This window comes from Wenzhouxiangella sp. YN9 (assembly GCF_056324165.1).
This window is the reverse complement of the sequence record NZ_JBJNIP010000065.1, coordinates 94,764-117,798: the sequence shown is the minus strand read 5'-3', so window position 1 is coordinate 117,798 and position 23,035 is coordinate 94,764. Positions and strand designations below refer to the sequence as shown.

19 protein-coding genes are annotated in these 23,035 nt (G+C 64.8%); 13 read left to right on the top strand and 6 right to left on the bottom strand.

Going from position 1 to position 23,035, the window contains the following annotated elements; translation table 11 throughout:
• Positions 1-25: 25 nt before the first annotated feature.
• Positions 26-1,186 (bottom strand): phospholipase D-like domain-containing protein, encoded by a 1,161-nt coding sequence (locus tag ACEWQ0_RS03910; protein ID WP_476484573.1) that lies wholly within the window; start codon positions 1,184-1,186, stop codon positions 26-28.
• 245 nt (positions 1,187-1,431) lie between these two features.
• Here ACEWQ0_RS03910 and ACEWQ0_RS03905 point away from each other — a divergent pair, with 245 nt between their 5' ends.
• From ACEWQ0_RS03905 to ACEWQ0_RS03885, 5 genes are all read left to right on the top strand, one after another.
• Positions 1,432-3,651: a TonB-dependent siderophore receptor gene (locus ACEWQ0_RS03905; RefSeq protein ID WP_476484572.1), complete on the top strand. Its 2,220-nt coding sequence runs from the start codon at positions 1,432-1,434 to the stop codon at positions 3,649-3,651.
• A gap of 18 nt (positions 3,652-3,669) precedes the next feature.
• The gene (locus tag ACEWQ0_RS03900; RefSeq protein WP_476481993.1) at positions 3,670-4,272 is read left to right on the top strand and encodes a hypothetical protein; all 603 of its coding nucleotides are present in this window, start codon (positions 3,670-3,672) and stop codon (positions 4,270-4,272) included.
• The gene (locus ACEWQ0_RS03895; protein WP_476484571.1) at positions 4,269-5,762 is read left to right on the top strand and encodes a PepSY-associated TM helix domain-containing protein; all 1,494 of its coding nucleotides are present in this window, start codon (positions 4,269-4,271) and stop codon (positions 5,760-5,762) included. Before ACEWQ0_RS03900 ends, ACEWQ0_RS03895 begins: the two co-directional genes overlap by 4 nt.
• 27 nt (positions 5,763-5,789) lie before the next feature.
• A complete protein-coding gene (locus ACEWQ0_RS03890) occupies positions 5,790-6,794 on the top strand; it encodes a hypothetical protein (protein WP_476484570.1) in 1,005 nt (334 codons plus the stop codon).
• 211 nt (positions 6,795-7,005) lie between these two features.
• Positions 7,006-7,932 (top strand): paraquat-inducible protein A, encoded by a 927-nt coding sequence (locus tag ACEWQ0_RS03885; RefSeq protein ID WP_476484569.1) that lies wholly within the window; start codon positions 7,006-7,008, stop codon positions 7,930-7,932.
• 6 nt (positions 7,933-7,938) lie between these two features.
• Here ACEWQ0_RS03885 and ACEWQ0_RS03880 read toward each other — a convergent pair whose 3' ends face one another.
• Positions 7,939-9,096 carry a DUF819 family protein gene (locus tag ACEWQ0_RS03880; RefSeq protein ID WP_476484568.1) on the bottom strand — a complete coding sequence of 386 codons (1,158 nt, stop codon included), beginning with the start codon at positions 9,094-9,096 and terminating at the stop codon, positions 7,939-7,941.
• Positions 9,097-9,167: 71 nt separating this feature from the next.
• On the bottom strand, positions 9,168-11,309 hold the full coding sequence (locus ACEWQ0_RS03875; RefSeq protein ID WP_476481988.1) for an alpha/beta hydrolase: 2,142 nt from the start codon (positions 11,307-11,309) through the stop codon (positions 9,168-9,170).
• Between the two features lie 131 nt (positions 11,310-11,440).
• Between ACEWQ0_RS03875 and ACEWQ0_RS03870 the strand changes: the two genes are divergently transcribed.
• From ACEWQ0_RS03870 to ACEWQ0_RS03855, 4 genes are all read left to right on the top strand, one after another.
• Positions 11,441-11,884: a hypothetical protein gene (locus ACEWQ0_RS03870; protein ID WP_476484567.1), complete on the top strand. Its 444-nt coding sequence runs from the start codon at positions 11,441-11,443 to the stop codon at positions 11,882-11,884.
• Positions 11,885-12,015: 131 nt separating this feature from the next.
• Positions 12,016-14,766 carry a S9 family peptidase gene (locus ACEWQ0_RS03865; protein WP_476484566.1) on the top strand — a complete coding sequence of 917 codons (2,751 nt, stop codon included), beginning with the start codon at positions 12,016-12,018 and terminating at the stop codon, positions 14,764-14,766.
• Positions 14,767-14,884: 118 nt separating this feature from the next.
• A complete protein-coding gene (locus ACEWQ0_RS03860) occupies positions 14,885-15,406 on the top strand; it encodes a hypothetical protein (RefSeq protein WP_476484565.1) in 522 nt (173 codons plus the stop codon).
• Positions 15,407-15,458: 52 nt separating this feature from the next.
• Positions 15,459-16,100, top strand: a complete 642-nt coding sequence (locus ACEWQ0_RS03855) for a thymidine kinase (protein ID WP_476484564.1) — start codon at positions 15,459-15,461, stop codon at positions 16,098-16,100.
• Between the two features lie 23 nt (positions 16,101-16,123).
• Here ACEWQ0_RS03855 and ACEWQ0_RS03850 read toward each other — a convergent pair whose 3' ends face one another.
• Entirely contained in the window at positions 16,124-17,071 is a 948-nt protein-coding gene (locus ACEWQ0_RS03850; protein ID WP_476481982.1) for a LysR family transcriptional regulator, read from the bottom strand.
• A 191-nt stretch (positions 17,072-17,262) separates the two neighbouring features.
• On the opposite strand from ACEWQ0_RS03850, the gene ACEWQ0_RS03845 reads away from it, so the two are divergent.
• The 4 genes from ACEWQ0_RS03845 to ACEWQ0_RS03830 all read left to right on the top strand — a co-directional run bounded on the left by ACEWQ0_RS03845 (position 17,263) and on the right by ACEWQ0_RS03830 (position 20,744).
• Positions 17,263-17,682 carry a DUF2141 domain-containing protein gene (locus tag ACEWQ0_RS03845; protein WP_476481981.1) on the top strand — a complete coding sequence of 140 codons (420 nt, stop codon included), beginning with the start codon at positions 17,263-17,265 and terminating at the stop codon, positions 17,680-17,682.
• A 130-nt stretch (positions 17,683-17,812) separates the two neighbouring features.
• Positions 17,813-18,958, top strand: coding sequence for a sensor histidine kinase (locus tag ACEWQ0_RS03840; protein WP_476481980.1), 1,146 nt, complete (start codon positions 17,813-17,815; stop codon positions 18,956-18,958).
• Positions 18,958-19,590, top strand: coding sequence for a response regulator (locus ACEWQ0_RS03835; protein ID WP_476484563.1), 633 nt, complete (start codon positions 18,958-18,960; stop codon positions 19,588-19,590). The genes ACEWQ0_RS03840 and ACEWQ0_RS03835 overlap by 1 nt, the downstream gene beginning before the upstream one ends.
• A 134-nt stretch (positions 19,591-19,724) precedes the next feature.
• Entirely contained in the window at positions 19,725-20,744 is a 1,020-nt protein-coding gene (locus ACEWQ0_RS03830; RefSeq protein WP_476484562.1) for a DMT family transporter, read from the top strand.
• Here the strand turns inward: ACEWQ0_RS03830 and ACEWQ0_RS03825 are convergent.
• Both ACEWQ0_RS03825 and ACEWQ0_RS03820 read right to left on the bottom strand, forming a co-directional pair.
• Positions 20,662-21,648 carry a glutathione S-transferase family protein gene (locus tag ACEWQ0_RS03825; protein ID WP_476484561.1) on the bottom strand — a complete coding sequence of 329 codons (987 nt, stop codon included), beginning with the start codon at positions 21,646-21,648 and terminating at the stop codon, positions 20,662-20,664. The two genes, ACEWQ0_RS03830 and ACEWQ0_RS03825, sit on opposite strands and share 83 nt — an antisense overlap.
• A gap of 174 nt (positions 21,649-21,822) precedes the next feature.
• Positions 21,823-23,034 (bottom strand): hypothetical protein, encoded by a 1,212-nt coding sequence (locus ACEWQ0_RS03820; protein WP_476484560.1) that lies wholly within the window; start codon positions 23,032-23,034, stop codon positions 21,823-21,825.
• Between the last annotated feature and the right edge of the window lies 1 nt (position 23,035).

Sequence of the window (23,035 nt, the reverse complement as noted above, 5' to 3'; positions counted from 1 at the left end):
GACGCCTCCCGCGGGCAGCCAATGCTCAGACTTGCGGCTTGAACCAGCGCGCCGCCCATTCGAGGCCGCGCTGCCACAGGCCGCGCTGTCGCCAGGTCTCGGCGTCGATGCGCTGGCAGTGCTCGAGATCGTCGCGAAAATGCGTCATCAACGTATCGGCAAGCTTCTCATCGAGCACTACGGCGGCCACCTCTTCATCCTTGCGCAGCGAGCGCTGATTGAAATTGGCCGAGCCGATGCAGGCCACCTGGCCGTCGACGACGATGAACTTGGCGTGGTACATGCTGCGCTGGTAACGCCACAACCGGATGCCGGCGTCGAGCAGCGGCCGGTATTCATCCTCGCCGGCCAGCTGGGAGAGACGTTCGTCGGTGTATTCTCCGGGCATGATGACATCGACCTCGACCCCGCGCCCGACGGCCTGGCGCAGGTTGGCGATGGTCTCCTCGTCGGGCACGAAATAGGCGGTAGCGATCACCAGCCGTTGGTCAGCTGCGCTGATCAACAGCTCGATCAGCGTGGCGATATCCGACCAGCCGCTGGCAGCGGTGGCGCGGATGACCTGAATGGCCGTCGAGCCGGCGGCCTCGGGCTCGGGCATGCAGTGCATGGGCTCGACCAGACGCCGGCCCGCTTCCGTCCAGTTGCCGTAAAAAGCACCTTGCAGGCCCTGCACCGCCGGCCCGCGAATGCAGAAGTGACTGTCGCGCCACTCGTTTGCGTTGCGCGCATCGCCCTCCCATTCAGCGGCAATGCCCACTCCGCCGGTGAAGCCCATGCGGCCGTCAACGACCAGAATCTTGCGGTGAGTGCGGTTATCGATCTCCCAGACTTTCCAGCGCTTGAGCGGGCGAAACCACTGCAGCATCACGCCGGCGCTGCGCATCTGCTCGACCAGCGTATCGTCGATGGTGCGCCCGCCCACCGCGTCGAGCAGCACGCGCACGTTCACGCCGGCCGCGGCACGCTCGGCCAGAGCGCGGGCAAAGCGCTCGGCAACCTCGCCGCGCCAGTAGACGAAGGTCAGAAACTCGATACGCTCGCGGGCCTGCTCGATGGCCGCGAGCATGGCCGGAAAGATCTCGCGGCCGTTACGTAGTGCCTCGACGCTGCTGTCGCCAAAGAACGGGATTCCCAGCACCCCCTCGAGGTTGCGGCGTACGGTCGTTGCGGTGTTCTCGGGCATGGCAGCCTCGGTGCGGGTCGGCCGGCGGCGTGATCCGGACAGGGGCCGAAAGAGCCGAACGCGATCGGCCGCCTGTCAACGAGTTTCCACCCTCGCCGGGGCGCGGTCAACCGGCCCGGGCCGAAGGAGCATTTTACGGCAGCGTGCCGTGACCTGCTCCCCAGACGCGGATTGCATATAGTAATAATTCGCATTACCATCTGCGCGCCTCAGGCCATCAAACCACTCGCGCAGATAGACAAGAAATGAGACAGCCCCGATTCCGTCCGCTTCGCAGCACCATTCTGGCGGCTCTTGCCGTTGGCCTTCTGTCCACTCAGCCGCTTGCCGCTCGGGAGCCTCGCGATACGGATGAAAACGCTGGGCCCGGTTCCGTCGGCAAGAACGACGACAGCCGCGACGACCACAGCAACGAGAAGAACGCCGAACTCGATCGCCTGACGGTCGTCGGCACGCTCTCGCGCTACTCGGCGCTCAAGTCCGATACGCCGATCATGGAAACCGCCCGTTCGGTCTCGATCGAAACCGAGCGCGACATCGAGAACAAGGGCGCGCTGGAGCTGGCCGATATCTACCAGTATTCCGCCGGCGTTTTCGGCGAAGTCTACGGCTTCGCCACCCGCGGCGACTGGGTTCGGGTGCGCGGCCTGGACGTGCCGGAATACCGCGACAGCCTGCAGGCGCTGTTCGGCAACTACAACAATGCCCGCACGCACCCGTATGCAATCGAGCAGGTCGAGATCCTCAAGGGGCCGGCCTCGGTGCTCTATGGCCAGGGTTCGCCCGGCGGCCTGGCCAACGTGGTCAGCAAACGCCCCCGCCTGGATCTGCAGCCCGAAGTGGTGTTGCAGTACGGCACTCACGACCACAAGCAGCTGGCCGCCGACTTCGGCGGCGGCCTCAACGAGTCCGGTTCGCTGATCTATCGCGTGATTGCCGTTGGCCGCGACGCCGACACCATGGTCGATCACGTGGCCAACGACACCACCCTGATCGCGCCTTCGATCACTTTTTCGCCCTCGCCGCTGACCAACATCACCCTTCTGGGCAGCGTGCAGCGCACGCGCGGCCAGGCCGGCGCGCAGTTCATGCCGGTTCAGGGCACCCTGGTGCCCGCGCCCAATGGTGAATTCATCGAAGACAGCACCTTTGCCGGCGAGCCGGGCTTCGATCGCTACGACACCGACAGTGACTCGATCACCTTGCTGGCCGATCACGTGTTCAACGCCACCTGGTCGGTTGAAGTGACCGGGCGCTGGACCCGGGGCAGCGCCGACTACCGCCAGGCCTGGCCGGCTTTCATTCCCGGACGCTACATCTACAACCCCGACGGCAGCCTGTACAAGGACGGTACGGTGCCTAGAACCTGGTATGCCAGCGACGCCACTTCCGAGCAGATGGCGCTGGATTCGCGGGTGCGCGCCGAATTCTTCACCGGGCGGTTCGAGCACGAGCTGATGATCGGCGCTCAGTACCAGGACGTCACCACAGACAACGATGCCGGCTCGGCCTTTGCCCTGGGCCTGGACCCGGCCACCGGACTGCCAGACGACAACTTCGGCGACCGCTACTGGATCAATCTGTTCGACCCCGTCTACGGCGACGTGCCGCCGGAAGCGCTGTTCGAGCGGCTGATGTCCGACGGCCCGCGGGCCAGTACGACCGACCGCGGACTCTATCTCAACGATCAGATCAGCATCGGCGAGTGGCGCATCACCGCCGGACTGCGCTACGACGATGTCGCCACCGACACCGGCAGCCAGTCGCAGGACGACGATGCGCTCAGCTACAGCGTCGGCGCGCTGTATCGCTTCGACAACGGCCTGGCGCCCTACGCCAGCTATGCCGAATCGTTCGAGCCGGTCGTCGGCGTCGACGCAATCACCGGCCAACCCTTCGACCCGCAGGAGGGGCGCCAGTACGAGGTCGGCATCAAGTACCAGCCGCGCGGCATTCCGGGGCAGATCACGGTTTCTGCCTTCGACATCGAGCAGTCCAACCTGCCCAATCCCGGCAGCCTGCCGGGCGAGTTTTCTCAGCAGGAGGGCGTGGCCGTGATTCGGGGCGTGGAGATCGAATCGGTGCTGCGCATGAAGCCGTTCACGCTCGAGGTCAACGCCAGCCGACTGAGCACCGAAAACGCGGCCGGTTATCGCTTTCAGGGCATGCCCCGCGATCAGGCCTCGGCCTGGTTGGGCTGGCAGCCCGACGGCGCGCTGTCGGGCTTCGTCGCTGGCGCCGGCGCCCGCTACGTCGGCCAGACCTGGGACGGCTTCGACAACATTCGTGCGCCCGGATACACGCTCTACGATCTGATGATCGGCTACGAGACCGGCGACTGGCGCTTTCGCGTCAATGCGCGCAATCTCACCGACAAGCCCTATCTCGCCTCCTGCCTGGCCCGCGGCGACTGTTTCTTCGGCGAGCGCCGCACGGTGGTCGGCACCGTGGCTTATCGCTTCTGATCGATCCGGGGAATGACGATGACGCTCTCCCTTGCCGCCATGCTGACCGCAGCCGGCGTGCTGGCGCTCAGGCTGGCCTGGCACTGGCGCCGCCGCCCCGGGCCCGGCCGGCAGCTGGCCCTGCGCTGGATCGGCTGGCTGCTGCTGGCCATCGCGCTGTTGCCGTGGGTGCACGCCGGTGGGCAAGACCGGGGCATCGCCCTGGCCGTCGGTTTGTTCATGCTGGTCGGTCTGGCGCTCGCGCTCATCGAGGGCTGGCGAGCCTGGCAAGCGCCAACGCGGCAAAAGCGCCGGCGCGAACCGCGCAATGATCCGCCCGCAACGAGCTCTCGCGGCGCAGGCTTGTGGCTGCGCCGGGCGTGGATTTTCTGCCTGGCCGGTCCCGTCGCGCTGGCCTCGACGCTGACCATCGGTCTGGCGCTGTGGCTCGGCCTGGCGCGGGCCGGAGTCGATGCCGCCAACGTGCTCGCCGTGGCCATGCTTTCGGTGCCGGTAATCTGGGCCGTGTTCACGATCCTGGGCACCATGGGCAGTGGACTGGGCAGGCGCGCGCTGCTGGTGATCCTGCCGGGGCTGGTCGGGCTCGGCGCAACGCTGGCGCTGGCCGGAGGTGCGACGTGAACCTGAAGTGGTCCCGGCTGCCGTCCGGGCTGGTCTCGAGCATGCTCTCGGGCCACCTCACGCTGGGGCTGGCTGCCAGCATGCTGCTCTACATCCTGTGCCTTACGGGCACGGCGATGGTTTTCCACGAGGAGTTCGAGCGCTGGGAGCAGCCGGCGGTGCCGGAAATGGACAGCGTCACCCCGGCCGCCGCCGCGCAGGCCGCCCGGACGGCGCTCTCCCGGCTCGAACAGGCGCCCCACCATTTCTACCTGGGCCTGCCGACGCCGACCCTGCCCCGGCTGTGGGTGGCAACCGACGAACGCGCCTGGTTTGCAGACTCCGGCGGCAACATCGTTGCGCAAGCCGACCACGAGTGGTCGCACTTTCTGGAAAGCATCCACTACTACCTGACCCTTCCCGCGCTGCCGGGCCTGACGCTGGTCGGAATTCTGGGCGTGCTCATGGCCGGGCTGTGCCTGTCGGGCCTGCTGGCCCACCCCAGGCTGTTTCGCGACGCCTTCCGCCTGCGCCTGAAATCCGGAGCGCGCCTGGCCCAGGCCGATCTGCACAACCGGCTCAGCGTCTGGGCGTTTCCGTTCCACCTGGTGATCGCGCTGACCGGCGCCGCGCTGGGCCTGGCGCTGGTAGTCGCCGCGGCTTTTGCGCCGGTGGTCAACCACGGCGACACCGCGACCTTTTTCGATCCCGTTTTCGGCTCGGAGATCGAGGGTCGGGCCACGCCGGCGCCGCTGGCCGATATCGAGTCGGCCCTGATCAACTTCTCGCGCGAACAGCCCGGAGCCCGCGCCTGGGTGGTCAGCTTTCATGATCCCGCCACCGCCGGGCAGAGCGCCGAAATTCTGGCCTACCATCCGCGCCGCCTGATCTTCGGCGACTATATCGGCTTCGATGCCGACGGCACGCTGGGCCGTTGGACCGGGCTGTCCAACGGCGAAGTCGGCCAGCAGGTGGTAGCCGCGCTCTACCCGCTGCATTTCGGTTCCTTCGGTGGCCTGCCGGTCAAGATCCTCTACGGCCTGCTGGGCCTGGCCGCCTGCGTGGTGATCGCCAGCGGGCTCAACATCTGGCTGGCCAAGCGCCGCCAGGCCGGCCGCGCCGTGCCCGCTTTGGAGCGGGCCTGGGTCGCGACCGTCTGGGGCGCGCCCGTGGCGCTGGCGGCGGTCGCTTTCGCCGATCTGGCCGTCACCGCCCGAATGGCCTGGCTGGTGGCACTTTTCTGGCTGATTCAGCTTGGCCTGATCGCGCTTGCGGCGGCCGTTCCCGGCCTGCTGGTTCGCAGCCGGCTACAGCTGGCAAGCGCCGCGCTCATCGTGCTGATCGTCGCCTGGCATGCCGCGTTGTGCGTCGGCGACCCGGTAAACGCGGCCGCCTGGGGTGTCAGCCTGGTGCTTCTTGTACTGGCCTTGTTCCTTGGAATCACGGGCCTGGCGGGCGCGCGAGCGACCGGCCGGAGTCGGCTGTCAGATTCTTACGCCCGATTGCGTTAGGGCAGGGAGAATTTCAAGGATCCCAGCATGCAACAGACTCTGCGCAAACCCGGCTTCGGCGAACGGCTCAAGCAGCTCGCCTATCTGCTCAAGCACACCTTTACCATCGTCGGCCGCGATCCGGGCATCATCCGGCCCTGGGTGCGCATGACGATCTACGGGCTGGTGCTGACCTGTCTGTTCTTCTCCGCCGTCACGGCATTCATCGTGGGCGCCGGCGGTACGGGCGCGCTACTGCTGCTGATTGCCATCATCGGCTTCGTCTATCGCTACTTCTTCGACACCCGACAGGAGCTGCGACAGGCCTGGTTGGTCAGCGGTGCGCTCAAGGGCGAGAAACGCAACGCCGTGCAGGCCGGTGCACGGGTGAAAGAGCTCGCCTGGACGGCCCGCAAGATCGCGCTGATCGACCTGCTGGTGGCCTGGTTGATGGCGCTGGCGAGATCGTCCGGCAAGGCCGGGGCGCTGGTGCGGCTGTTCATGAAGGGGCTCGAGGAAGTCTGGGACCTGCTCAACAACTACCTGCTGCCCTCAGCGGCGGTCGATGGCTACGGCATTCGCGAGTCGGTCTCGCGCATGGGCACGCTCAAGGACAACGTGCCCGAGACCCTGGCCGGCGTGTTCGGTATCGACATCGCCGCGCGCGCGGTCGGCAGCATCATGGCGCCGATCTATCTCGTCTTGTTCGTCGGCGCGCTGGCGCTCGGCCTGTGGGTGGGCGATACCTTCCCTGCGTTCTATGCCGGCGACCTGCGCGAACTGTTCGCCAGCGTGGAAGCCGGCTTCCTGCCCGACGAGCTGCACTTCTCCTGGCTGCCGGTGCTGGTGGCCATCTGGCTGGGCAAGCTCGGCGGCGTGGTGCTCGACCGGCTGACCAACTCGGTCAAGGTGATCTATTTCTCGATCTTCTACATGCGCATCACGCACGCCGAGGACATCATCCCCGAAATTCGTGACGAACTCGATGCCTACCTGCGCATGGAAGCCGACGATCCCGATCCAGTGGCCGATCCCGCAACCGATCGCTATTAACCCGGCATCAAAGCAGGTTGCACTCAGGGCTCCAGGAATGGCCCGAATCAAGGCGTCGCTCGCTGGGAAGGGTCATTCCCTTTCCAAGAGCGACAACGCCGAGTCGGGCCATTCTTGGAGCCCCTGACATATTGATATTGAACGACAGGCCGCGCCCGTGTCGAAAACATCGCCAAGCCCGCTTTTCCGCGAACACCCGCGCCGGATTGACGTGCCGCTGCTGATCGCCGCGGCGGCGATCACCCTGATCGTCGGTCTGTTCATGCCCATCGTGCGCATCGAATCGGCGCTGGCGGCGGATTCCTCGTACTCGATCCTCGGCGGCATCGCCGGCTATTTCGGCGACGGCAAGATTTTCATCGGATCGATCATCCTGCTGTTTTCCTGCATCTTTCCCGGCACCAAGCTGGTGGCGCTGGGCTGGCTGTGGTTTGCGCCGACGGTGCGCGAGAACCGGCGCCGCAGCCTGCGCATCATCGAGCCGCTGGGCAAGTGGTCGATGCTCGACGTGCTGGTGGTGATCCTGTTTGCCGGGGCAGTCAAGCTGGGCCTGATCGCCGACGCCTCGGTACTTGCCGGCGCCTACGTGTTCAGCGCCGCCATCCTGCTGTCGATGATCGTGGTGATGCTCATTGCCGCCCTCGCCGGCCCGGAGCATCGCTACCTGTCGTCACCGCGCAAGCGCTCGTTCCTGCTGCCACCGCTGGCCGTTGCCGGCCTGGGGCTGCTCGCGCTCGGTCTGCTGCTGCCGATGATGCGGGTCGAAAAGTGGCTGCTGTGGAAAGAAGACTACTCGGTGCTTGCCGGCGCGTTCAAGCTGGTCGCCGACGGCGAGTGGCTGCTGGCCGCGGGCTTTTTCCTGTTCGTGATCACGCTGCCGCTGCTGGTCGCCCTGGCCCTGGTCGTGCTCTCGTTCGCGCAGCTGTTCGGCAGCGGCAGCAAGCGCGCGATCGCCACTCTGATCGAGTTTCAGCGCTGGGCCATGGTCGACGTCTTCGCGCTGGCGCTGTGCATCGGGCTGATCCGCCTGGCCGACATGGCCACCCTCGAGCCGCGGATCGGACTCTACTGCTTTGCCGGTGCTGTTTTGCTGAGCCCGATCGTATCCTTCCGGCTGCGCGCCCTGCACAAGCGCTAACCACTCTCAAGCCCCGACCCAGTGGGCGAGTTGGGCGGTCACGATGGCCAGATAGTTGCCCAGGGCGTAGCCGATCAGGGCCATGAGAATGGCGACCGGCACGAGCGCCTTGCGATGATAGGCGGCGACCACCGGGGCCGAGGCCGCGCCGCCGACGTTGGCCGCCGAGGCGATGGCGGCCGAATGCACGTCGACCCGGAACAGCCAGGCACCGAACAGGCAGAAGGCACCGTGGATGAAGATCCAGATATAGGCGCCGAGTAAGAACAGCGGCGCCTGGTCGAAACCGGCCAATGAGGCGCGCGCACCCATGCCGGCGACAAAAACGTAGATGATTGCCATCGCCAGGGGATGCGATCCCGGCAGGTGCCGCACGGGCGTGGCCGAAAGCGCCAGGGCAAAGGTGGTCACCAGCAGTACCGTCCAGGTCGAGGTGGTGAGTACCTCGCCGACCTCGGGCAGCAGCGGCGCGAGGAACCGGGCGGCGCCGGCCACCAGCAGGGCCCAGAACAGCAGGTAGAGATAGTCCTGCATGCGCGGCACGACCTCCTCGCGGGCCTCGCGGGCGGCCGCGGTTTCCATCTGTTCGAGGCGCTCTTCGGGCACTTTCGCCCAGCGGTTGAAGCGATCGGCAAAGGCTTTGGAGCCGAGCAGGATGGGCAGCCAGACGACGTAGACCAGGTTGTCGGCCAGCACCGCCAGGCCGAGCATCTCCGGCGGCGTCTCCAGCGCGCCAGCGACGCCGGCCATGTTGCCGGTACCGCCGATCCAGCTGCCGGCAAGCGCACCGTAGCCGCGCCAGGCCTCCGCATCGAGCCCGGCATGGACGATGGCGTAGGAGACCACGCCGCCGACCACGATGCCGAGCGTGCCCAGCAGCATCACCAGCACGCCCTTGCCCATGATGCGCACCGCCGAGGGCACGTTGACGTTGAACAGCATCAGCGCGATGAATACCGGCAGGGCGTAGTCGCCCAGGCCCCCGTAGATCGGCGAGTCGGAGGGGATCACGCCGGCGTTGTTGAGCAGCACCGGCGTGGCGTAGATGAACAGAAGCGGCGGGAAGTAGTTGAAACCCTTCCAGCCAGTGCGCTGCTCGAGATAGAAGAACAGCGCGGCCACCCCGGCCAGCACGGTGAGCACCGCCATCGGTGATTCGATCATCGCTCCCTCTCCCGAAGAATGAGTCGGGCCAGTCTAACCGCCAGGCGCAAGCGCTCCCGGAACCCCGGCAGCTAGAACGGCCACAGATCCCAAACCAGACCGAAGATCGACAGGCTGATCGTGGCCAGCGCCGTCAGTATCAGGCCGATGCGGCTGGCCGGTGCGATTCGGCTGCGGTAACGCCAGGTCTGAATCAGGCCGAGCAGCCCCAGAAGCAGGCTGAGCGGGCCGAACCAGGCGATCAGGCTGGCCCACGACACCAGGCCGAACAGCATCAACGCCTCGTTGACTTCCACGGTGGCCTGCACAGCCGCGCCCAGACCGCCGGCGTAAACGGCAGTCGCAAGCGTGGCCAGCCAGACCATCAGGCGGGCCCCTCCGGCCGCTTCCAGACGCCGGCCATCCAGGCGGCGTGCCAGCCAGCCCAGCAGGATCACGAGCAGTCCGAGCGCAGACAGCGCTGTTGACACCCCGCCCCAGGCCATATGCGCCTTGAAGCGCTTTTCGTGTTCCTCGTTGAGCACCACGCCCTCGATAAGGGCGCGGGTGGCGTAGTGGGGCGCAACGTATGTGGCCGCCTCTTCACCCGCTTCCACGCACTCGGTGTCGAGTTCGGCAGACGGGTCATCGTAAAAGCTGTTGAGGAAATCGCCGGCGCAGTCCAGCGAGCGCGTCGGGCCATGGCCGGCATGCGGGAACACCGCCAGCCGGCCGTTGCTGAAGCCGGGCATGATCGCCTCGGCCAGGGGCACCGGCGTGATCGGATCCCAGGCGCCGTTGGCCACCACCACCGGCAGGTCGGTTTCTACCAGCTCGAACTGTGCCGGGTCGCGCGGGGCCAGCCCGGCGTCGCGGCAGCGCTCGGGCATTTCCTCGATCACTTCCAGGGCGCCGAATGCGCGCGCAATGGTCGGATAATCGCGAAAGTCGGCGGGCGCCGCTTCGGCCTGACGGTCGACGTAACCGTCCATGCAGCGCACCGCCGTGGACATGCCCATGCTGACCCCGGAGCCGCTGTCGAACTCGCCCAGGGCAAGCGCCCGGAAAAAGGTTTCGTCCTCGTCCTCGACCGCGCTTGTCAGCCCGGCGATGATGGCCGGAATGGCCGGGTGGTTGGACTGCTCGTAGAGCAGGCTGAAGGGCAGGCCGGCAATGACATCGCCAAAGAACCACGCCTCGCCGTTGGGATAGCGCTCGCCCGCGGGCACCTCGACGCGCACCGGGTTTTCGTTCATGTTGGCAATCGCAGCGCGATAGCGACGCTCCAGGCCCTCGAAGGCGGCGGCGCAGCCCGGCTGCTCCTTGCAGGCGGCAAACAGGCGATCCAGGTTCTGCTCGTGCCAGTGCGGAATACGCATCAGATCACGCAGATCCAGCGGCACGATGGCGTCAATGACGGCGGCGCGGATGCCCTCGGGATCGACCTTCATGTAGGCCTGCCCGAGCACCGAACCATAGGAAATGCCCCACACGTTCCAGTCCGTGAGACCCAGGGCCAGGCGCAGCGCCTTGACGTCGCGTGCGTTTTCGAACGTGTGATAGCCGGTCACGTCGACCCCGCTGGCGCGGGCGCTGTCCATGCAGGCGCGAACCTGTTCGAACATGGCGCGCTGACTGTCTACGAAGTTGTCGGCCTGAAGCTCGGCACGATTGCGATCGGCGAAGAACGGGCAGAAATCGCCCGAGTAGCCGACGCCGCGCTGCTCGAGAATGTAGAGGTCGCGGCCGTTGACCACGCTGTGGTCCTTGAGCCGCTGGACATAGCCCTCGACCACGACGCCGGGGCCGCCGGTCAGGTAGATCACGGGATCATCGCGCACCTCGACCTTGTTGCCGTCTGCGTCCTTGCCGCGCGCCGGAATGTGCACAAAGTGCAGCTCGATGGTGCGGCTGCCTTCGACCTCGCGGTTTTCCGGCACCTGGATCAGGCCACATTCGACCTCGCCGGGCTCGTAGTCGATACGGTCGCGAAAGGGACAAACCACGCTGTCGTGACCCGGCTGTCGCAGCCACTCGAATTCATCCGCCAGCTCCGGCGCCGCAGAAGTCTGATTCGCATCGGGCTCGAGCTCATCGGTTGCCGGTTCTCCGGGCTGCAGCTCTGCCGTCTCGCTGATCACCACCGGATCGACATCAACGGGTGGGGATTCGTCCTCACGGGCGACGGCGGGCAGCACGACCAGGCAGGCCAGCAGCAGGCTCAGATAGCGCATGGATGTTCCCTTTCTCGAGCGTTTGGCAAGATGGTAGCGTAGCCGCAACTGGCCAGCCAGTGCCAATAGTCAGGGGCTACAATGGCCTTGATGTGAATGATTGTTATTTACCGCTGATTCCGGAGCCACCCATGAAAGCACCGCTGTCCCTTTTTCTGATGCTCGCACTGAGCATCGCCGCCGGCCGCGCCCTGGCCGATGACGAGCCCGAACTGATCGACACCATGGGGCAGCTGCAGCTGTTCCTGCACAAGCTGAGCCTGTCGGTGGACGCCGGCAACATCGAGCTGGCCGACTTCTACGCCCACGAACTCGAGGAGGCCATCGAGGCCGCCGAGTCGATCGAGGCCTACCACGACATTCCCGTCGGCCGGCTGACCGGCTCGATTCTGACGCCGACCTTCGAACAGCTCAAACAGGCGCTCGACAGCGGCGACATGGAAACGATCGAGCCGCGGCTGCGGGGCGTGGTCTCCGCGTGCAACGGCTGCCACGAGGCCACCGGTTACGGCTTCATCTCGATTGCGCCCACCGCTGCCAACCCCTACATGCAGCGCTTCGAGCCCCGGCACTGAGCAGGTCGTGCGCGTGACCAACGGGCTATTGGCGCGCAAACTGCGACCAGTATAAAGTACTTGGCGGTTAATATTGAACTGCTCGCGCCGGCCTTCCCGGAGCGGCGGTATTCCCCAAGGAGCAATTGCCGATGAGTTTCCGACTGCTGAAATCCGCGCTGGCCAGCCTGGCCGCGCTCGTGGCGCTGTCTGCCGGCGCCGCCGAACAAACCGAGCCGCTGGACTATCTCGACGAGCTGCCGCCGCTGCTCGATCGCCAGCTATTCTTCGGCGACCCTGAAATTTCCGGCGCCCAGGTTTCGCCCGACGGCGGTTTCATGACCTTCATGCGGCCCTACCAGGGCGTGCGCAATATCTGGATCAAGGGCGTCGACGAGCCGTTCGACCAGGCGCGGCCCCTGACCGATGACGAACGTCCCGTGCCCGGGTACTTCTGGAGCCACGACAGCGAATACGTGCTCTATGTTCAGGACAAGGGCGGCAACGAGAACTATCACGTCTGGGCCGTTGAGGCCGACGCCGAACCCGCCGGCGACAACGGTGTGCCGGCTGCACGCAACCTGACCGATATCGACGGTGTGCGCGCCCAGATCTACAGCGTGCCCGAATCCACGCCCGGCGAGATCATCGTCGGCCTCAACGATCGCGACCCGGCCCTGCACGACGTCTATCGCGTCGATATCGAATCGGGCGAGCGCGAACTGTTGATCGAAAACCACCAGAACATCGTCGGCTGGGTGGTCGACCTGGAAGGCCAGGTCCGCCTGGCGGTGCGTCAGACAGAAGACGGCGGCACCGAAACCCTGCGCGTTGCCGGCGGCAAGGTCGGTGAAACGCTCTACACCTGTTCCTGGCGCGAAACCTGCGGCCCGACCCGCTTCCACGCGGACAACGAGCGCGTCTGGTTCCAGTCCAACAAGGGCGAAGACAACGACCTGGTCGGCCTCTATCTGATGGATGTCGCCAGCGGCGAGCTCGAGTTCGTCGAGCGCGACCCCAAAGGCGAAGTCGACTTCAGCGGCGCCATCTACGCCAACGCCAACGATGAGATCCTGGCCACCGTCTACGTCGGCGACAAGCCGCGCATTTATCCCAAAGACGAGAAATTCGAGAACGCCCTGGCCTTCTTGCGCGAGCAGCTGCCCGACGGCGAGATCAGCTTCCGGCCGCAGACCGCCGACGACCGTCTGGTGCTGGTCGGCCTGTCGCGCGACGTCGATCCCGGCACCACCTATCTGTTCAACTGGGAAGACATGGAAGTCAGCGAGCTCTACCGCTCGCGCCCGGAGCTGCCGGTCGAACACATGGCCGCAATGCAGCCGATCCGCTACCAAGCGCGCGACGGGCTGGAAATTCCTGCCTATCTGACCACACCCAAGGGCGTCGAGAACCAGGACCTGGCCCTGGTGGCGCTGATTCACGGCGGCCCCTGGGCGCGCGATACCTGGGGCTACAACGCGCTTGCCCAGTTTCTGGCCAACCGCGGCTACGCCGTGCTGCAGCCCAACTTCCGCGGCTCCACCGGCTACGGCAAGGCGTTTCTCAACGCCGGCAACAATGAGTGGGGCGACGCCATGCAGGACGACATCACCGACGGCGTCAAGCATCTGGTCAAAAAGGGCGTGGTCAACGCCGACCAGGTCTGCATCATGGGCGGTTCCTACGGCGGCTACGCCACGCTTGCCGGCATGACTTTCACACCCGATCTCTACGCCTGCGGCGTCGATATCGTCGGCCCGTCCAACCTGATTACCCTGCTCAACTCGATTCCGCCCTACTGGGGTCCGATCCGCAAGCTGTTCACGCTGCGCATGGGCGATCCGGGCACCGAAGAGGGCCGCGCCGAACTCGAGCGCAAGTCGCCGCTCAATCACGTTGCCAACATTGCCGCACCGCTGCTGGTCATCCAGGGCGCCAACGATCCGCGCGTCAAGCAAGCCGAATCCGACCAGATCGTGGTCGCCATGCGTGAAGCCGGCCTGCCGGTGGAGTACATCGTCGCCCCTGACGAGGGCCACGGCTTCCGCGGCCGCAGCAATCGCCTGGCCATGTTCGCCCGCACCGAAGAATTCCTGGCCACCCACCTTGGCGGGCGGCACCAGCAAGAAATGGAAGACGAGATCGCCGCAAGGCTCGGCGAGATCACCGTCGACGTCGACTCGGTCACGGTCGAGAACGTCGCCGATGAACTGGACGCTGCCAGAACCCGGCCGCTGCCCAACAGCGACCCGGCGAAAATCGCCAAAGGCCGCTTCGGCTACACCACCACCCTGAGCATGCAGGGCAACGAGATGGAGATGCAGGCCGTGCGCACGATCAGCATGGAGCAGAATGAAGACGGCCAGACTCTGGTGATTACCACCGACACCTCATCGACCATGGGCGCCGCCGGCGACCGCATCGTGCTCGACGGCGAAACCCTCCGGCCCATCAGCCGCAAGCTCGCTCAGGGCCCGGCAGCCATCGAGGTGGAATACGGGGCGCGCGCGGTCACCGGGACCATCAAGGCGCAGCAGGAAATCCCGATCGACATCGAGCTCGATGCACCGGTCTACGGCGGCGATGCCGCCCTCGAGGCCGTGATTCTTGGCCTGCCGCTGGACGCCGACTACAGTACGCCGATCCGGATTGCCGAAGTCGGCCTGCAGCAGCGAGTGCGCTTCTTCAGGCTGAGCGTGGCCGGCGAGGAAAGCGTCGCCGTGCCGGCTGGTGAATATCCGGCCTGGAAGGTGAACCTCGAAGCCCTGGATGGCGAAGGCGGCGACATGACGCTTTGGGCCTCGACTGAAACACCGCGCACCATGCTCAAGGTCGAAGGCAGGCTGCCCGCACAGATGGGCGGCGGCGACTACACCACCGTGCTGACCGAAGACAGCGAATAGGCATGGCGGACTCCGCGCCCGGCCCGCGATCACCGGGGCCGGGCGCGGAATCGTCGGATCGGCCTTTCTTTTGGCCTCCCGGACCGGTCACGGCCCCGGAAACGATATACTCTCGCCCATGCGACTCGTCCTTTGCTTCAGCTTTCTCCTGACCACCCTTGCGGTCGCCCCGCCGACGCTCGGCGCCAACGTCACCCGGGTGGAGCTGCACCAGCGCCAGGAAGTGCTTCTCAAGCACGAGCGCTTCGTCGGCAACCTGCGGGCACAGGCCAAGCGTGAAGGCATCATCCAGCACGTGCCGCAGCTTTATGCGTATTTCACCGACCTCAGCCCGGCCTGGCATCTGCACGGCTACCGGCGTGGCTTCAAACGCAAGCTGGCGCTGACCTACGAACACGGCCGGCGCGAGCGCTCGATGGTGGCCATCGACACCCTGCTCGAACGTACCATCACGCCCGAAGGCGGGGAATACGCCGTCGAAGACCTGCCGGCCGCCGACATCTACCTGTTGCTCTACCAGCAGGGCGACTGCGAAAAGTGTCAACAGGTCGAATCGACCCTCAGCGAGTGGCTGGAAGAATCGCCGGAACTCGACGCCGTCCGCTTCGACATCTGGATTGATCGCCACCAGGCCGAATAAGGCCGCCGGCCGCCGGCCCTGAAGCATTCGCGAGTGCGCACGGAGCGTGTTGATGGCCAAGCTCTATTTCTACTACTCGACCATGAACGCCGGCAAAACCACGCTGCTGCTGCAATCGGCGTGGAACTACCTTGAGCGCGGCATGCGCCCGCTGCTGCTCAGCCCCGGCATCGACGACCGCGCCGGCCGCGGGGTGATTCGCTCGCGCGTGGGCATCGAGCAGCCGGCCCTGGCCGTTGACGCTGGCGACGACCTGTTCGAGCTCGTACGCAACCGTCTCGAGGCGGGCAACATTCACTGCGTGCTCACCGACGAGTCGCAGTTCTTCACCCGCGAACAGGTCTACCAGTTAAGCGAGATTGTCGACCGTCTGGGTATTCCGGTGCTGGCGTTTGGTCTGCGCACGGACTTTCGCGGCGAGCTGTTCGCGGGCAGCCGCCATCTGCTGGCGTGGGCGGACGAGCTCAAGGAGCTCAAGACCATCTGCCACACCGGCAAAAAGGCGACCATGGTGGTGCGAGTGGATGAAAACGGCTACGCCGTCACCGCCGGCGAACAGGTGGAGATCGGCGGCAACGATCGCTACGTGCCGGTCTCCCGCGCAGAGTTCAAGCGGATGTTTTGCGGCGGCAGCAAGGTGCGCGACTTCCGCGCCGGGCTGGCCCGAAACGAACCCGACCTGCTCGACAACTGACCTCCCTGGGCGCCGCTACCGGATCAGTCGCCCCGCTCCCAGCCCGAGGCTTCAGCCTGCTTGACCAGCCATTGGCGCAGGTGGCGGACGCCTGGTTCATTGGCGCGCGCGGTTTTGCAGGCAAAGTGAAATTCATCGCCGGTGCGAAGCTCGTGCGCCGGCAGGCGAACCAGATCCGGATCGGTGGCGGTGTCGAGCATATAGTCGTTGGACAGCGCAATTCCCTGGTGGTGACGGGCGGCCTCGTGGGCCAGCAGCATGTGGGAAAAGTGCTGCACGTGGGCCTCGTCGGGGAGCACGGCGTCGCCGGTGGCAAACCAGCGTCGCCAGTCCTCGCCCGGGCGATTGAACACGCTGGCGGCCGAAAGCAGCGTAAAGCGTGCAAACCATTCCGGGCGCATATCCAGCCCGCTGCCGATCTTTCTCAGCCCAGCCTCGTCGAGGTCTTCTCGAATGCGGTTCCAGTACTGTCGCGAGCACACGGCGAACAGGCGCTCGACGTAGAGACGCTCGGTCAGGTAGCCGCGCTGATTGAAGCGAAACGTGATGAAGCAATCCGCCAGCCGCTCGGACATCAGCGGCATGTCGGCAACCATTTCCAGGTCCAGATCCAGCTCGGGGTGCTGGCGCTGCACATGCGGCAGGCGTGGAATCAGCCAGCCAACGGCAAATGAACTGGGCACGGCAAGGCGAATGCGCGAATCCTCCACGCCGCGCAGCTGCTGGCTGGCGCGCTCGATCTGCGCCAGTGCAGGGCCAATGGACTCCAGATAGCGCTCGCCCTGCTCGGTCAGCGCCACGCGGCGACCGCCTCGGTCGAACAGGGTCTCACCGAGATCATCCTCGAGCTGGCGAATCTGGTGCGAAACCGCCGACTGGGTGACGTGCAGCTCCACGGCGGCAGCGGAAAAACTCAGCGTTCGGGCCACGGCCTCGAAGACCGGGAGGGCCCTGAGCGGGGGCAGGCGCATTATTCAATTCGCTCATGGTCAATCTTGATGCATCAGCGCTGATATTAACCCGGCATCGGTGAAAGATGACTTTCGGCCGACGATTCGATGACAAATGGCACCTGTCGCGATGCCGCGTGGCTCCGAGAATGAATCCTGCCGGCACCCACTGACTTACCTGCCGGCATCCACTCACTTAACGGAGCAAACACATGAAAGCTATCTGCAAAGGACTGATCGTTTCCGCCCTGATCACTTGCTCGGCCGCGCACGCTGCCGACCTGACGGTCAACCTTTCCAACATCGACAACACCCGCGGCACCCTGCATATCGGCGTCGCCGACTCGCAACAAGCCTGGGAAGGCAAAAGCGACTTCGCGGCCGCAGCCTCGCGCAAGCCCTCGGGCAGCGAGGAAGCCGTCTCCTTTACCGACCTGGCCCCGGGCATCTATGCGATCAAGGTCATGCACGATGAAAATGACAACGGCAGGCTCGATGTAGGCCCCAGCGGCGTCCCGGTCGAAGGCTACGGCTTCAGCAACAATCCGCAGGTCATGCGCGAGGCCACGTTCGAAGAAGCCGCATTCGAAGTCGGCGAGAACGGTGCCGAAATCAGCATTCGGATGCGCTGAAAGCGCCAGTCGAACGGCGGACGGAAAGCCCCGCACCGGTCATGACCGGTGCGGGGTACACCAGGTGCCGAAAGTCATGACTTGCGCTTTGACAGTTGTCGTCGCCGCCCGGCACCGTTATACAGGGGGCATGAAGCAATTGTGGAAAGACGGCGCGCACGAGCTGCTGACCAATCCGCTGGCCTGGGCCTCGTATGCCGCCTGGGCGGCGGTCTGGCTGACGGTCACCGGTGTGTTCGGCTGGCGCGACATGAACTGGTGGGTCGACGGGCTGCTGCTGCTTTTTCTTGTCGCCTGGCTGGGCTGTCTGCTCGACGAGCTTGTCGGCCGGCGGATATTCGACCTCTTTCTGATCGCGCTCACGGGCCTGACCTTCATCATTCTGTGGTTCGTGCCCTCGGGTGCGACGCCCATCCTGATGATCCTGCTGGTGACCCAGTTCGCGCAGCGATTGCGCACGCCGATGCTGGCAGCCGCCCTGGTGGCGATCAATCTTGTCTTTGCCGGCATCCTGATCCTTGGCTGGAAAATCGGTCCGGCCGACGCCGGCTTCTCCCTGCTGAGCTTTATCGGTTTCCAGATGTTTGCCGTGCTGGTGATGCGCTATGCCATCCGCGCCGAGGACATGGCCGAGGATCTCCGGTCGGTCAACGCGCGCCTGCTGGCCACGCGCTCGCTATTGAGCGAGACAGCCCGCGACCAGGAGCGTCTGCGCCTGTCGCGCGAGCTCCACGACGTGGCCGGACACAAGCTCACCGCCCTCAAGCTCAACCTGCGCGGGCTGACGCAGCGGCTTGACGACGCCGCGGCCGCCATGGAAGTGGAGCGGGCGACCAGCCTGGCTGACGAGCTGCTGCAGGACCTGCGCTCGGTAGTCAAGCACCTGCGCCAGAGCGAGGGCATCGAGCTGGCGTCGAGCCTGCACGAACTGGCTCGGCCCTTTCCGCGGCCGAAGCTGAAGCTGCGCCTGGACCAAACCGCGCGCGTACCGCGGGCCGACCAGGCCGAGGCGCTGCTGCGGGTGGTCCAGGAGGCGCTGACCAACGCCGCGCGCCACGGCCCGGCCGAAACGCTGGGCGTGCAGCTTCGGCGCGAGTCCGATGACCTGATTCTCACCGTCGAAGACGACGGGCGCGTCAACGGCAAGGTCCGGCCAGGCCACGGCCTGACCGGCATGCACGAGCGCCTGGCCGAGCTGGACGGATCGCTGGCAATCTCGCAGTCGGATTCCGGCGGTCTGAAACTGACTGCCACCCTGCCCCTGGAGCTGCACTGATGCCCAGCCGCATCGCGCTGGCCGACGATCAGGCCCTGATTCGCGAGGGTCTTAAGTCCGTGCTTAACGACCTGCCGGGCGTGACCGTCGCCGTCGAAGCCGCATCCGGCGCGCCCCTGCTTGAGGCGCTGGATCACGACACGGTCGACCTGATCGTATCCGATATCCGCATGCCGGGCGTCGACGGCATCGAGCTGTGCCGACGCCTGAAGCACCGGGAAAACGCGCCGCCGGTACTGTTGCTGACCACTTTCGACGACAGCGAGCTGATGCTGGCCGCCGTGGATGCCGGCGCGCAGGGTTTTGCGCTCAAGGACATCTCGCCCGAAGACCTCGCCGGGCTGATCGCCGCCATCCTGCAGGGCAAGCGCCGGCTGCAGCCGATCGATACCACGGGGGTGGCCGAGCGCTACCCCTACCGCGATGATTCGCCGCCGGCGGACACCTTTTCCGGTCGGGAAGTCGAAATTCTGCGCCTCATCGCCGGCGGCTACTCCAATCGTGAAATCGCCCGCTCCATCCACCTGGCCGAAGGTACGGTTAAAAACTACGTTTCCGACATTCTCGACAAGCTCAACACCGGTGACCGCACGCGAGCCGTGCTGAAAGCCATCACCTTGCGAATCATCTGATTCCGGCATCCCGCCAGGCTGTTATTTAATTTTTTCATGGGGGATGAGCATTGATCATTTTACATAATGACGGTGCGCTTCCACAATGACAGGCTCGCGACACTGTCACTCAACCGTATTCGAAGGCGAAAGCGATGTCCGGACGCACCGTCAACAGCGCGATCTTTCTGCTGGTCGTCGGCAATCTGCTGGCGATCTTCTCCGATACGCTGATCAAGTGGGCCAGCGGCGACCTGGCCATATTTCAATTTGTGGCGGTGCGCTTCGTGTTCACGGTGCTGCTGCTGGTGCCTTTTCTGGGGCAGGTCGACTGGAAGAATTTCTGGGGCGGAACGCGCGTTCATCTGCTGCGCTCGCACGTCGGCCTGGGCGGCATCCTGTGCATGGTCGTCGCCCTGGGCGCCCTGCCGCTGGCCACCGCCAACGCCATTTTCTATGCCGCCCCGGTGCTGGTGATGATCATGGGCGTCTTGTTCTTCGGCGAGCGGCTCAATCGCAGCAGCGTATTCGCCGTAGTCGGCGGCCTGATCGGCGTGCTGATCATTCTGCGCCCGACCGAAATGACGACGGCCGGCTTCACGGCGCTGGGACTGGCCGTGGCGCTGGCGATCAACGCGCTGCTGGTGCGCAAGCTCCCGCAAAAACAGACCGTGGTGCACAGCCTGCTGCTGAACTACCTGTTTGCCCTGCCCGCAGCGACGGTGCTGGCCTTCATCGAGGGCGCGCCGCTGGATTATTCCTCGCTGGGGGCGGCGTTTGGTTCGGCGCTGTTCATTCTCGGCTACAACATGACCGTGATCCTGGCCTATCGCCATGTGGACGCCAATCAGGTCACGGCCTCCGAGTACACCGGAATCGTCTGGGCTTTCGTGATCGGCTGGCTGCTGTTTGCCGAAGTGCCGGACCTGTGGTTCTGGGTGGGCACCACCCTGATCGTGGTGCCGCTGCTGGTGCAGGCACTGATGTCAACCCGTCCGGCCGGGCGCCGCCGTCTGGCCACGCAGGTGGGCGGCTCGCGGCGCGCAACCGACCGACTGTCGGCCGCCGGCAGGCAGCATGAGATCAGGGCAATCAATCAGCCGGCAGACGCGCGCGATCGTGCGCCCGATGAAAGTCCAGCGCTGGCCCCAGCGGCACGATGCGGTTCGGATTGATGGTGTCGTGGCTGCCGTAGTAGTGCAGCTTGATGGCCTCGAACTCCACGGTTTCGGCGATACCCGGCATCTGGTAGAGCTCTGTCAGATAGTTGGACAGATTGGGGTAGTCGTCGATGCGTCGGATATTGCACTTGAAGTGGCCGTGATAGACGGCGTCGAAGCGCACCAGCGTGGTGAACAGGCGCCAGTCGGCCTCGGTCAGGCGTGAGCCGCACAGGTAGCGATTCTCGTCGAGCCGGGCCTCGAGCTCGTCCAGGGCTTCGAACAATGAGATTACGGCCTCTTCATATGCCTGCTGGCTGGTGGCAAAGCCTGCCTTGTAGACGCCATTGTTGACGTTGTCGTAGACAACTGCATTGATCGCGTTGATATCTTCGCGCAACGCTTCAGGATAATAGTCACCCGGCTTCGCGCCGGCCTCGTCGAAGGCCGAGTTGAACATGCGGATGATATCGGCCGACTCGTTGCTGACGATGGTGTTTTGCTGTTTGTCCCACAGCAGCGGCACCGTCACGCGGCCGGTGTAGTCACTCTTCGCGGCGGTATAGACCTGGTGCAGATAGCGGGCATCGTGAATCGGGTCGGGCGTGACCTTGTAGCCGTCCTCGAAGGTCCAGCCGTACTCGCGCATCAGCGGGTTGACCACGGAGACGGGGATGACCTCTTCGAGACCCTTGAGCTTGCGGAAAATCAGCGCCCGATTGGCCCAGGGGCAGGCGTAGGCAACGTAGAGATGATAGCGTCCGGGCTCGGCCTTGAAGCCGCCCTTGCCCTGCGGGCCGGGCGAACCATCGGTGGTGATCCAGTTGCGGAAGGCGGCCCGGTCGCGCTCGAAACGCCCGCCGGTCGACTCGGTGTCGTACCACTGGTCGCGCCATTCGCCGTCAACGAGAAGTCCCATTCCTCACTCCCAATTGGTTTCTGATGTAACCAGTTTAACAAGTGGTGATCGGCTCGTCCCGGATGCGCTCGATCAGTGGAGGAGTGATTCAGGATGGTCAGAACACTGGAAGCACGGAAAACTGTAACGCGCCACTTAGTTTGAGACAGTGCGCCCGTTGGTTTGAGACGCGGATTATAGGGCTTCCTCAATGCTCATTGAAAACCGGTAATAATCCGCGGTCTGATGTTGGATCCGCACGGGGTCAGTGATATACCCGTAGATTCCGGTCGCCTGGTTCATGGGCGGGTTCGACGGTCTAATCAAGACCACTACCGGCCTGGAGGTGCCGTGCCGTGCCGCAATGTTGCGGATGCACGGCAGGGAAGTGCCGTAATGCATCGGCCAGCCGCTTGAGTCTAGTTTATAGATGTCAAGAATCTTGATCCAAGCTTCGCCTGGACTATGCATACACGTAAATTGCAATTTTTGGTCCTGACCGAAGCCGTAAACTGAAGAAACGCCTGTGACGGCGCCGCCCTGTTGGTCCACCAGGCTCGAAATTGCAAACGACCATCTGGGATAGGCTGGCACTTCTGGCGGCATCACTGTCTGCACCTGCTGATAGTCAATTCGATAGAGCGCATCAAACTCCAGAACATTTCCGAGAAGGACGAAGCCCTGACTGTTCGGCCCGCACTTGTACCAGCCGTCCTCATAATACACATCGCCGGTCAACCTACTATCCACACCGTCAACATTGAGTTTGCTAGCGACGGGAACCACGCCCCACGCGGAGCTCTCGTTAACCACCGCGCCGCTAATCGACAATCGGCGCCCGATGTTCGTGGGGTCCTTGAAAACCTGCCCCCCAGCCGAGCGGATACCGGACGCTCGATCACCGAACTCCATAGACCAGCCACGATCAGCCAGTTCGGCGCCGCGCACCGCACGACCGAGAATCACGTGCCCCAGCGTTCCGCCCGCCGCGGAATCCCATCGGACCGTGATTATTCGGTGCCGCAAGGGCGCGTCAAACAGAATCACAAGCGTGCGCGGCGATCTCGGCGAGTTGATCTCTAGCACTTCATAACCTGATATTGGTATATTCTGCCCGGCGGTACAGGATATAGAGTAAATGTTGTCCGGCAGGTAAGGCCCGCCTAACTGAACCTGCCCGATGGTCGTGCCAACCAGAACAATCGCATTGTACGCGGTTGGTGGCGTTATGCTGGAATTAAAACTGATCCCAGTTTCCGGGTAACCGTCCCCGGAGTAAGACGCGCGGGGCTCAAGCTGCGGGCTTTTCAGGTTTTCGCCGCCAGTCCAGTCGCCGATCAGACCCAAGTGGCTAAACCAGCGCTCGTCCAACAAGTTCTCTCCGATGATGATCGCGCCTTCCTTCATG